Here is a 12110-nt window from a genome sequence, read left to right on the forward strand (position 1 = left end):
ACCTCCGTTAAGACACTTTGAGTGCATGATCAATGGCAACACTGAGTTTTGTGACCAGCTCATCAATGTGTTCTTCATTAAAAATAAAAGGCGGTGCTAATAAAATATGATCGCCATCTCGACCATTGATAGTGCCGCCCATTGGATAGCACATCAGGCCTTGATTCATGGCGGCTTTCTTAATCTTGGCATGCAATTTAAGGCCGCTATCAAAAGGCGCTTTTGTCTCTCGGTCTTTGACCAGCTCCAATCCTCTAAACAGACCCTTGCCACGGATATCACCAATATGAGGATGATCTTTAAATTGGTGAAGGAGTGCTTGCTGGAGCTGTGTGCCCATTGCCTCAACATTGCTGAGCAGTTGGGCATCTTCTATCTTATGTTGCACGGCCAAGGCGGCTGCACAGGCTGTTGCGTGTCCAATATAGGTATGACCGTGTTGAAAAAAACCCGAGCCTGATTTCAAGGTGTTAATAATGTCATCACTGACCAGCGTTGCGCCAATCGGCTGATAACCCGCGCCTAAACCTTTGGCTATGCACAGTAAGTCAGGAACCAGATTTTCTTGTGCACTGGCGAATAATGCACCAGTACGGCCCATTCCGCACATGACTTCGTCGGCGATGAGTAATACGCCGTATTTTTCACAAACGGCTTTCATTTTTTCAAAATAACGGCCAACGGCAGGTACGGCACCCAGCGTAGCACCCACAACAGGCTCGGCGATAAATGCCATGACTTGGTCGGCGCCCAGTTCAAGAATTTTATCCTCTAACTCATCGACCAAACGCGTGACAAATGCGTCATCACTTTCGTGCTCCAGTTTCTCGCGGTAGGCATAGCATGGGCTAAGGTGATGAATATTAATGAGTAAGGGTTCAAATTGTTGTCGACGCCAAAGATTGCCACCGGTTGCTAACGCGCCCAGTGTATTGCCATGGTAGCTTTGTCGACGTGCAATAATATGTTTACGTTGTGGCTCTCCCTTTTCAACATAGTATTGACGTGCCAGTTTTAATGCCGCTTCAACGGCTTCTGACCCTCCGGAGACAAAGTAAACTGAATTGAGATGACCCGGAGCGCGTTTGGCTAAAAACTCAGCAATGGCTTCCATCGGCTCAGTGGTAAAAAATGAGCTATGGGCATAGGCCAGTTGGCTGACTTGTTGTTGAATGGCTTGAATCACATCAGGATCGCTGTGACCAAGGCACGAAACAGCCGCTCCACCACAGGCATCTAAGTAACGTTTATTGTCAGCATCAATAATATACACACCGTCTCCTTTAACCGCGACTGGATAGTCTTGGAGTAAACTGCGGTGCAACACATGGCTCATGAGTCATTCCTATTTTTCATTCAAGGGGCATATTTGAGACGAATCTAATTGAGATTTCATCAATGTGAAATCTCAGTATAAGGCAGTTTCCGATGAATTAAAGATCTAAACACTAAAGATCGTTTAGATGGTGTAAGTAATCGTCCGCTGTTTTCAGAATAGCGGTTTGTTGCTCTTTGGATTGTTTTTCCCAGGCTTTATAGGCCAAGCTCATGCGCGGATTTTTACGAAAGCGCTCTTCATGCCGTGTTAAAAAGTGCCAATAAAGACTGTTAAAGGGACAGCTCTTGTCGCCAAACTTGCTTTTCACATCATAGTGACAGGATTTGCAATAATGCCCCATTTTATGAATGTAATTGCCAGACGCAGCGTAAGGCTTGCTCGCGATAATACCTCCATCTGCATATTGACTCATGCCACGTGTATTGGGCATTTCGACCCACTCGATTGCATCAATATAGATGCCTAAATACCATTGATCCATTTGATCAGGATGAATGCCTGCGAGCAGTCCGAAGTTGCCAGTGATCATTAGGCGCTGGATATGGTGGGCGTATGCCTGCGCTAAGGACTGTTTAATCGCATGGCTGACACAGGCCATTTTCGTATTGCCTGTCCAGAAAAAGTCTGGAAGATTCCGATTGGCATTTAAACTGTTTAGCTGTGCATAATCGGGCATATGTTGCCAATATAAGGCTCTGACAAATTCACGCCATCCTAGAATTTGACGAATAAAGCCTTCGACCTGAGCCAGGTCTATCTCCTCTGGATGTTCTTTCCAATAGCTTTCCACACAACGAATGATATCCAATGGATGCAACATTTTGGTGTTCAGCGCGAAGGACAAGCGACTGTGATAAAGGCTCCAACCCCTTGATGTCATTGCATCCTGATAGTGCCCGAATTCGGGAAGACAATGACACAGAAAAAAATTAAGCAATTCTCTCGCTTCTGTGCGAGTGGTTGGCCAAATAAACTGTGTAGCATCAACGGTCCCTAACGTGGCGATTTGATGACGCTCGATCATCGCGAGGAGATCCCTGACATCTTTTGCAAAGCACAGAGGCTCTGGAATGACTTTGGACTCTGGAAGTTTTTTTCGATTTTCCGTATCGAAATTCCAACGTTCACCCAAGGGATTTCCTTGGTCATCAAGCAGAACTCTGTAGTGTTTTCTCAGTGCTCGATAAAAAAACTCCATACGTGACATTGGGTAGGTTTGCCAAGCGTCACGTGGTGTCAAAAAGTGTTCCGTATCAACCATAATGGTTGGAATGTTTAGATTCTCACACCACTCCCTTAGCTGTTTATCTAGGCGGTATTCATCCGGTGCTTGGTAGTGAAACTCATCAATATCATACTCTTCTATTAATATGTTCAGCTGATCAGTCAGTGAGCAATCCGCTGGTGCATCATCAAGAGTTATATAAATGACTTGATGTCCGGCTGCCTCTAAGGCCTGAGCAAAAGCACGCATGGCAGCAAAAAAGCCTAAGAGTTTTTGTATGTGGTGCCTTACGTACTTAGCTTCTTGATGCAGCTCTAACATAACAAAATAGGTGCTGTTATCTCGGGCTTTATACCAAGAATGCTTAGCATTGAGTTGATCACCTAAAATAAGCTTGAGTCGTTTCATGTGAATCCTCTTTAGGTGCATGGGGTTTGCGTTTAGTTCGGCAGGCATGGCTGCAATAGGTAACCGATTCCCAGTTTTTTTCCCATTTTTTGCGCCAGCTAAACGGACGTTGACAGACGGGGCACATTTTCTCGGGTAAATGGGGTTTTTTATGCATTTTACTCAACTTGATTCTTCAACAAATTAGGGACGTTTGCCTGAACTTTCGGGTGCTTTTTCCATGCCCAGAGACGCTGACGTGCTTCACTCCCCGTTTCTTCGTGGTTAAACATACGCTGTGGATAACTTACTTGATGCGAGTCCGGATAAAAGTGTTTTTCCATCTCAGTTAATAACCAAGGATGATGAATTAAAGGAATAGGCAAATGGGCGACTTCCGGTACATAGCGTCGGATAAAGGCGGCATCTGGGTCTTGATCCAGTGACTGCTGCAAAGGATTGTAGATTCTGAGGGTGTTGTAGCCTGTTAACCCGACTTGCATTTGAATCTGTGGATAATGTATTCCAGGGTCGAAATCTAAAAAACAGCGTGCAAGATGCTCTGCAACCTCTTTCCAATCCAGTTGTAAGTGATGGCACGCAACACTGACCAGCATTGCACGCATCCTAAAATTCAAATAGCCGGTTGTTAATAAGGCTCTCATACAGGCATCTACCATTGGGTAGCCGGTTTCACCTTTCGACCAGGCCTGATATCGCTGTGCATAACTTGCTGATTGATTCATTTTCTGAGTATTGAGTAGTTCAACATACCCTGAATTCAGTGGCTTAAATTCAGTGAGAGAGTTGGATTCAAACTTTTGAATGAAATGGCAATGCCAACGTAATCGTGAATAGAACGCGCGTGTTGAACGATCTGCTTCAGACATGGATTTGAGTTGTTGGACAACATAGCGGATGGATAGATTGCCATAAGCTAGATAGGCTGAGAGTCGCGAAGCATTTGTAATACTGAGCATGGGTTTGCTGATACTTTTTGAGTAAGACGCAAGCTTCGAGTTTAAAAATTCATACAACCGATCTAAAGCGGCCAGCTCTCCGCCTTTTTGGACGTTTTCGTTGGTTTTGAGCCAAGCTTTGGGAAGTGCGCGACATCTTAATGCTTGCAGAGGATGGTCCTCTGAGAGTTGAATCGATGCAACCTTGTTAAGATGAACGGGAGCGATGGGGTCTTTGAGATAGCGATCCGCAAATTTTTTCCATCCTTTTCGCCCGTTTTGCCCTCTTCTTACGGCCACTTGTGGATATTCTATCCAAGGAATGTTGAGTTCGGCGCACAGTTGTTTAACGCGTTTATCTCGTTGATAGGTAGAATCTAATCCAATTTCTTCGTGGCTAAATAGGCTGTTGATAAAAAATGATTGTTGAAAGGCCATAAGAAGATCAGGCATATCGCACCAGAATACGTAGAGTTGATGGCCTAACTGTTTAAGTTGTGTGGATAAACAACTCAAGCTTTGCACAATAAACACTTGGTGGCGGTTACTGATGTGAGGATCTGTAAGTAATGTGGGTTCGAAGGTGTAGAAAATACATAAAGGGTGCTCTGATGAGCAGGCTTCAGAGAGTGGTTTGTGATCAAGTAGACGAAGATCTCGTTTTAGCCATACTAAGTTGATTGTTTGCACCGTCGATCCTAAATCAGATTTCCCCGTCGCTATTAACGAAAAAACAACACTTCTGGATCTATTTCAGCAAACATTCAACTTATACACATACTTACCAACAATTCTTGACTACTGACCCTTTCTGTTTGTGATTAAAAAATATCAAGGATTAAAAGTAAAAACATAATATATTGAAATATATAATAAAAAATACATTTAATCCTGTTGATAAGTCTGTTAGCTAACTGTATATCTTCTTGAATAAGCCTTTGTATCAATGGATAAATCCAAGTATTTAACAGGCCAACTGTGCGTAAGGTTATTCAATCGTTTTTACAGGTGTTGATGGTTTTCTCGATGTTGATATTTGTTGGATCAGTAAGGCCGCAATGATTAACACCAAGCCGACAAGTGTGGCAGGATATATCGCTTCTCCAACTATAAATTTTAATAAAATCAATGATATAAAAGGTGATATGAAAATTAGATTTGAAATTTTCGCTGTGTTTTCTGCGTATTTCATTGCCATCAACCAAAAAAAGAAGGCAATGCCCATTTCGAAGATGCCAATGTAAATGGCCCCTGCCCAACCCTGCCATGCCGACATTGAAAACCCAGGACCCATCGCAGTTGCAGCCAAGACAATTGGAAGTGCCAGTAAGAAACTTAAGGCAAGGCTTGCCAGTGAATCCCCCTGATTACGTGTGTTGAGAATCCAGTAACTTGCCCAAATCAAGGTGGACAGCAATGCCAGTGAAACGCCGAGCGGACTTTCGAAGTGTAAGCCGAGGAGATCGCCCTTGGTGGCAATGACTAAGGCACCTAAATAGCCCAAGCCAATGGCAATCCAATCCTGACGTCGAATACGTTGTCCCAAAAAAGGCACGGCCAGCAAGGTTAGGCTAATTGCCCAAGTGTAGTTGAGCGTTTGTGCTTGTTGCGCCGGCAGTAAGTCGTAAGCCTCAAATAAAATAAGGTAATAGAGTGCGGGGTTAAGCGCCCCCATTAGTAAGTAAAAATAAGGCCGTTCACGGAAGAGCGTTTTCAACAAGCCGAGCTTACCCTGATAGCCAAGTAATAGGATCAGCAGCACCGCTGAGCTTAAGGTCGCAACAAGCAGCAATTGAGCGGGCGCAAAATAATTCAGTGAGAGCTTAAACGCAGTGGCGACGGTTGACCAACACGCAACAGCGGCCAGTGCAAACATGAGTGCGGTTTTTTGATTTTTCATCGAATTGAGAGTTCATGGCAAATGATTAAGCTTTATAGAGTACCTTAAGCCTGCGTAATGACGGATGATTTTTGATTTTTTTTTGTAAAAAATGGACTAAAAGTCGAGCAACTACAATGCAGAGTTGCTCAACAGCTGCGTGTTTAATTCAGATGGTAAACAGGCTCCATGCCATAAACAGGCGTATCGATTCCTTCCATACGTGCTTTTATCTGCAGTGAAAGGTACTGTGAGTAGTGACGAGATTGATGGAGGTTGCCACCATGGAACCACAGCGCTTCTTGGTGCGTGGGTTTCCACATATTGCGCAGTTCACCTTCCCAAGGACCAGGATCTTTCGCGGTGTTGGAGCCCATCCCCCAGCATTTCCCGACTTTATCGGCCACTTCTTGCGAGATAATCTTTGCCGCCCATCCGTTCATCGAGCCAAAGCCCGTTGCATAGACAATTAAGTCGGCGTCTAGCTCAGTGCCATCGGTTAGCACCACGGATTTGGGGTTGATGCGTTCGATTGAGACACCCGATTTTAATTTTATATCGCCGTTGGCCACTAAGTCCGATGCCCCTACATCAATGTAATAGCCTGAACCACGGCGTAGGTATTTCATAAACAGACCTGAACCATCCTCACCAAAATCGAGCATAAATCCAGCATCGGTTAAGCGCTGGTAAAACTCTGCATCCTTTTCTGCAACCGCTTCATACGCTGGAATGTGAAACTGCGGCATAATTTCAAAGGGAATGGAGGCAAAGGTGAGGTCTGCTTTGTAGGTCGTCATCCCATTTTCAACCGCCTCCTCTGAATAAAGCCCCCCTAACACCAGCTCCATTAGCGAATCCGATTTGATGATATGAGTCGAAGAACGTTGAATCATGGTGACATCGGCGTCGTTTTCCCAAAGCGCACAGCAGATATCGTGAGCTGAGTTGTTGGCACCAAGAACTATGCATTTTTTCCCTTTGTAAGCCTCGCCACCGGGATGTTGACTGGAGTGATGTTGCTCCCCTTCAAAACTGTCCATGCCCGGTATGTTGGGGATATTTGGAATGCCCGACATACCTGTTGCTAAAACCAGTTGTTTGGGGTGAAGCGTCAGTTTTTCACCGTCTCGATCAACTTCGACTGTCCATTCTTGTCTTTCCTCATCGAATTTTGCTTGGGTGCAGCGTGTGGAGCCCCAGTAATTCAACTCCATGACTTTGGTGTACATTTCCAACCAATCACCGATTTTGTCTTTTGGAGTAAAGACGGGCCAGTTTTCAGGAAAAGGGATATACGGCATGTGGTCATACCAAATGGGATCGTGCAGCGAGAGAGATTTGTAGCGATTGCGCCAGGTATCGCCGGGCTTCGGCAAGGCATCAATAATAATGGTCGGGACATCAAGCTGGCGAAGCCGAGCGCCTAAGCCGATACCACCTTGACCACCCCCTATGATTAGACAGTAAGGTTGCTCGCTATAGCCAAGTGTTGCCTCTTCATGCTGACGTTTTTCTAACCAGGTTTGGCGACTCTTACTCGCGCCATGTTCTGCACCTTTCGGGCGTAATTTATTGCGTTTTTCTGGGTAGTCTTTTAACTCAACCATGGTGGTTAAAAATGTCCATGCAAGGCCATTGCGCAATCGTAGATAGCCTCGCCCTTTTGCCACTTTTGTTTCAAAGGAGATCCAGGCTTCAACGACTCCATTGGCTTCGGTAGCATCCTCTTCCAGACGCCAATTACTCGGGGTAGCTGTTGCTTGAGTTGCCGCAATCATGTCACGGATGGCGGCTCGGCCTGAGAGTGTTTTAATATTCCAAGTAAACGCGACTAGGTCTCGCCAATGCCCCTCTTCTTCAAATAATTGAGCGGCTTCGGTCGGTGTGTTAGAGCTTAGGGCTGTGGATAATTTTTCGATCCACGCGGCAGCCGCAAGTGTAGGTTCATGGGTTGGGGTGAGTGAGGTATGTGTCATAAATCTCTCCAGTGCAGACTATTGTTTTTGTAACTGCGTTAACACCAACGTTTGCGCTTAGATCAGGTGTTCCTGAGCAATGTTGATAAGAGAGATAGAGCAGCAAGCGTGCCAGAGTCTATGTACGGTGTGGAATTTAATTGTATCTATATGATTTATATTGAAATAAAAACTACATTCGAAGCTTGGTCTGTATGTGAGTCCAGGCATTCGTCCTTCCCTAGCTTTACACCTGTAACGGACTGTCGTTGCATCTGTAACGCGAATCTGTCCGAAGTTTTACAGGTGTAACGCGGTCAAATTAAGGCGCTAAAGAAGTATAGAAAGCCTAGGTGTACGGGAGTAAACTCGAAAAGGCCCTGAAATAAAAATAACAGTCGTGAATGAGGGACATATGAGTATCTCAAGTCAGCGTCGTCATATTGACACGATACTTAGCTATGGTGGTTATCAATCGGTATCTAAAAGCTATTCACCCACCCACGAGATGATTGGACGCTCGTGGAAACGATGTTTGAGCGATTATGGCTTAGATCCTTCCCAACCGAGACCTGCCCGGATCGTCACGCACCAAACCCTGCGTGAGCATCAGGACTCTGTCGATGAGTTTTTGAATGTGGCACGCGCCGGTGTTGAACAATTGTATGCTCAGGTTGCAAGCCTTGGGTATGTGTTGCTGTTGAGTGACTATCGAGGGATTACCGTTCAGTTTTTAGGTGATCGACGCGATGAGCGTTTACATAAGGCAGGATTGTATTTGGGTGCAGATTGGAGTGAGCAATATGCTGGCACGTCTGCGGTGGGCACCTGTATCCAAGAGCAAAAAGCACTGACTTGTCATCGGGTTGATCATTTCGACAGCTCCCATATTCGTTTAACCTGCACCGCCGCCCCGATCAAAGACCCATCGGGACAACTTTTAGCCGTTCTGGATATTTCGGCCTTAAACTCTTCACGTACGCCGGAAAGCCAAAATTTCGCATTGCATCTGACTCAGCTCTACGCACGCTTGATAGAAGACGTCTATTTTTTAAGACGTTATCGCCATCATTTAGTGTTCAAATGCGATCAATCGCGAGAGTTAGTGCAAGTGAGTGGGCAGTTGTTGTTTGCTCTGGATGAAGAAGGTCATGTTTTAGCGGCGAACACCATCGCTCGAGACTTGCTGGCTCAGTTGCAGAAACTGGATCAGCCGACACTTTTTTTACCGGAGCTGCTTGAGTGCCAATGGCAAGATATTTTAGCCATTAACCAGTGCAATGACGGGACGCGTGCGTTTCGAGTGCTGGGTACACAGCAAACGCTGTTTGGCACCCTTATTGAACCTAAATCACGAATGTCCAGTCGACTTAATCCTTTATCAAGTCGTATTCAGCAAGAAGAGTCGGTACCTGAGTTGGACTGCTTGTGTGCGGATGACCCCGCGATGCGTCAAACCCTGAGTCTTGCCAAGCGCTTACGCAACAAAGAGGTAAGCGTACTTATTCTGGGCGAGACTGGCACAGGTAAAGAGGTGCTGGCGCAGGCCATTCATGCCTCGAGTCTTCGAGCAAAACATCCTTTTATGGCCGTTAATTGTGCGGCGATTCCTGAATCACTGATTGAAAGTGAGTTGTTTGGTTATGCGCCGGGCACGTTTACAGGCGGGCGTGCAAAAGGTGCGAAAGGGCTGATTCAGCAGGCCAATGGTGGCACGCTCTTTTTAGATGAAATTGGTGACATGCCTTTACCCTTGCAAACGCGCTTACTCCGCGTGTTAGCCGAAGGACACGTCATGCCTTTAGGGGCGCTAGAGCCCGTTGATGTTGATATTCGAGTATTGGCGGCGACTCACTGCAATCTTCAAAAACTGATAGCTGAAGGTCGTTTTCGTGAAGATTTATACTATCGACTCAACGGTGCGACACTGACATTGCCCTCGTTGAAAGCTCGCGCAGATAAGCAGTATCTTATTCAAACCTTGATGAAGCAGATTAACCCGACTGTGCGATTGCGTGCGGATGCTGTGAGTGCATTACTGGCTTATGCATGGCCCGGGAACATAAGACAACTGGTGAATGCCTTGACCTTTGCCGAAGCCATTTGTGAGGGCGATGAAATTACCGTTCACCATTTACCCAAAGACATTACCATGCATCCGCCAGAGTGGCCTGCATTCATGGGCACGAACCACACGACTTCAGATTGTTTAAGTGAAACCATCGACAGTCATACGCAACACTATGCGAAAAACTCAGAGCAAGAACGGCTGTTGAGCCTATTACGTCACCAGCGCTGGAATATATCGGCGGTGGCCAACCAACTGGGGGTGTCACGCCCAACGGTTTATCGGCGTATTAAAAAACTGAACATACCGATGCCTAAAGATGCGTAACAGTTAAAACAACTAGACGAGTAAAGGAGGCAGAGGGCAGTCTAAACACTCGGCGATGGCCCTTAATAGCTCCGCCTCTGCGGTGGTTATCACATCATCATGACTGGCGCAGATCACTAAGGCACGAAGGATGGCGGGTTTATCCAACGGACGTAAATGTGAAAGTTTTTCTAAGTCCAGCTCAAGCTGTTTTAATTTTGGCCGTGCGTCAGGTTGATAACGCATGGGAAAATTAAGGCTTTGCATCGCTTGATGGAACGCGGCTTCAGCATCCTCATCATTTTTATGGCCAACTTTAGCGATCAAACAGACGAGTCGACTGATTTCAGCACGTGTTTCTGTTGGTAAATAGCGCTTTGCCGAGCGTGGTACACCTCGAATGTGGCGAGTCACGATGGTTTTGATTGACCATTCGAACAGCGAGGTACGTTTATCTGCGGCAATTAAGAGTTCCAAGCAGGTTTTAAAGGTTTCATATTGCGCATCCGAGAGCTGTTTTAGTGCGGGTAGGCTGATTTCTACGAGGGGTAATCTGAACTCTGCCGCCAAAGACAGCAATTTGGGTAAATACGCGTTTAAGGCTTTGAAGGTATCGGGATGCGCCGCTTTTTGTAACTGATCGAGTTGTTGCTCTTGTATCCCTTTGTCTTGGCTCATCAATAAACCATAGATAAGCGCTCTTGCTGAGAAAGGCTCATGAGCCGCGTTTAACAGTTCTGGATCTAAGGTGTCCAGTATCCGTCTAGCATACGCAAGGTGTTCCGGTGTTGGGTCTGCCATCCCTGCCATGGCTTGATTCAGTGCGATTTGAGCACTGAAATTTTGGGGCTGGGGTGTGGAGACAAAACCAGCGGTGGTTAAGGTGGATAAGGGCCGAGTATCGTCAGTAGTGATGTGAGTGGGTGTCGTAAATGACCCAGTCCATCGTGGCTCAACACGCTTGATGCGATCTTCTAAAGGAGGATGTGTCGAGAACCAGTCACTAAAGCCATTGCTGAGATGTTGGCTAAAAAACATATGGCTGAATTCTTCTGCGCGCGGATTATTAAAACTTGATCCGGCAACATGGCCCCCTATTTTCTTTAAAGCGCCGGAAATCCCCAGAGGGTTACGGGTGTATTGAACCGCCGAGGCATCGGCAAGAAATTCACGCTGGCGACTAACGGCAGCTTTGATTAAATTCCCAAAAAATGAACCTGCAAAACCCACGATCATCAACCCCAGTCCCAACACCATCAAGAAAGCGACACTGTTATTCTTATTGGAAGTGCGTGCGATGGGACGATATCGTAGAGAACGCACAATAAATCGGCCAATCATACCGATCAGTAAAATGCCATATAGCATTGAAATTAAACGGATGTTAAGACGCATGTCGCCGTGAAGGATATGGCTAAACTCGTGGGCGACGACGCCTTGTAATTCATCCCGTGTCAGGAGTTGTATAGAGCCACGGGTAATGCCAATCACTGCATCTTGGGGACGGTACCCTGCCGCAAACGCATTAATTGCATCGTCTTCGATTAGGTACACAGGCGGCACAGGAATACCCGATGCCAACGCCATTTCCTCTACGATATTGAGAATGCGTTGTTCTTCGCTATTGAGCGTTGCTGTATTGAGTAAACGCCCTCCCATTGCTTCGGCAATGGCTTGCCCACCTTTTGTTAATTGCGCACGCCGGAACAGGCTGCCTAAAGCAATAACGCCGATCACGGCAATGGTTAGGGTGATCAGTAATTGAAGGTTTTCTGGTGATAAAAGACTCGGCAATGAGGAAGGCGTGTTGGAAGCTTGGGATAAGGCTTCCCCTGTTCCGCCTTCTGCAAAGAACATCAGCAATCCGATGACCAGTGTTAAACTGATAATCAGACTGCCGACGCCAAGCGCAAATAAAAAGACCAGTTGCAGTGTTTTACGTTTGGCACGTTCCTGGTGCTCAAAGAAGTTCATAACACACCCTCACCC

The 12110-nt window shown here is 46.1% G+C and carries 8 protein-coding genes; 1 reads left to right on the plus strand and 7 read right to left on the minus strand.

The genetic code is table 11. The annotated features are described in order from the left end of the window. Positions 1–7 precede the first annotated feature (7 nt). The 6 genes from F5971_RS09810 to F5971_RS09835 form a co-directional block, all read right to left on the minus strand. Positions 8–1336, minus strand: a complete 1329-nt coding sequence (locus tag F5971_RS09810) for an aspartate aminotransferase family protein (protein ID WP_193494861.1) — start codon at positions 1334–1336, stop codon at positions 8–10. 112 nt (positions 1337–1448) lie between these two features. Further along, positions 1449–2972 (minus strand): cryptochrome/photolyase family protein, encoded by a 1524-nt coding sequence (locus F5971_RS09815; RefSeq protein WP_036512785.1) that lies wholly within the window; start codon positions 2970–2972, stop codon positions 1449–1451. Then, positions 2944–3129, minus strand: coding sequence for a DUF2256 domain-containing protein (locus tag F5971_RS18685; protein WP_081763879.1), 186 nt, complete (start codon positions 3127–3129; stop codon positions 2944–2946). Before F5971_RS18685 ends, F5971_RS09815 begins: the two co-directional genes overlap by 29 nt. Before the next feature lies 1 nt (position 3130). Next, the gene (locus tag F5971_RS09825; protein ID WP_193494862.1) at positions 3131–4600 is read right to left on the minus strand and encodes an FAD-binding domain-containing protein; all 1470 of its coding nucleotides are present in this window, start codon (positions 4598–4600) and stop codon (positions 3131–3133) included. A 298-nt stretch (positions 4601–4898) separates the two neighbouring features. Beyond that, entirely contained in the window at positions 4899–5810 is a 912-nt protein-coding gene (locus tag F5971_RS09830; protein WP_193494863.1) for a DMT family transporter, read from the minus strand. Between the two features lie 143 nt (positions 5811–5953). Next, positions 5954–7768, minus strand: a complete 1815-nt coding sequence (locus F5971_RS09835; protein ID WP_193494864.1) for an NAD(P)/FAD-dependent oxidoreductase — start codon at positions 7766–7768, stop codon at positions 5954–5956. A gap of 394 nt (positions 7769–8162) precedes the next feature. Here F5971_RS09835 and F5971_RS09840 point away from each other — a divergent pair, with 394 nt between their 5' ends. Further along, positions 8163–10142: a sigma-54-dependent Fis family transcriptional regulator gene (locus F5971_RS09840; protein ID WP_193494865.1), complete on the plus strand. Its 1980-nt coding sequence runs from the start codon at positions 8163–8165 to the stop codon at positions 10140–10142. Between the two features lie 12 nt (positions 10143–10154). Here the strand turns inward: F5971_RS09840 and F5971_RS09845 are convergent, their stop codons facing one another. Continuing rightward, complete coding sequence (locus F5971_RS09845; protein ID WP_193494866.1) at positions 10155–12095, minus strand: M48 family metallopeptidase; 1941 nt, start codon at positions 12093–12095, stop codon at positions 10155–10157. Positions 12096–12110: the final 15 nt, after the last annotated feature.

Source organism: Nitrincola alkalisediminis (assembly GCF_009821115.1).
In the GTDB taxonomy this organism is placed as follows: Bacteria; Pseudomonadota; Gammaproteobacteria; order Pseudomonadales; family Balneatricaceae; genus Nitrincola; species Nitrincola alkalisediminis.

Bases quoted from the DNA above. Each gene is read 5' to 3' on its own strand.
- F5971_RS09810 (WP_193494861.1), bottom strand. From the start codon at position 1,336: ATGAGCCATGTGTTGCACCGCAGTTTACTCCAAGACTATCCAGTCGCG.
- F5971_RS09815 (WP_036512785.1), bottom strand. From the start codon at position 2,972: ATGAAACGACTCAAGCTTATTTTAGGTGATCAACTCAATGCTAAGCAT.
- F5971_RS18685 (WP_081763879.1), bottom strand. From the start codon at position 3,129: ATGCATAAAAAACCCCATTTACCCGAGAAAATGTGCCCCGTCTGTCAA.
- F5971_RS09830 (WP_193494863.1), bottom strand. From the start codon at position 5,810: ATGAAAAATCAAAAAACCGCACTCATGTTTGCACTGGCCGCTGTTGCG.
- F5971_RS09835 (WP_193494864.1), bottom strand. From the start codon at position 7,768: ATGACACATACCTCACTCACCCCAACCCATGAACCTACACTTGCGGCT.
- F5971_RS09840 (WP_193494865.1), top strand. From the start codon at position 8,163: ATGAGTATCTCAAGTCAGCGTCGTCATATTGACACGATACTTAGCTAT.
- F5971_RS09845 (WP_193494866.1), bottom strand. From the start codon at position 12,095: ATGAACTTCTTTGAGCACCAGGAACGTGCCAAACGTAAAACACTGCAA.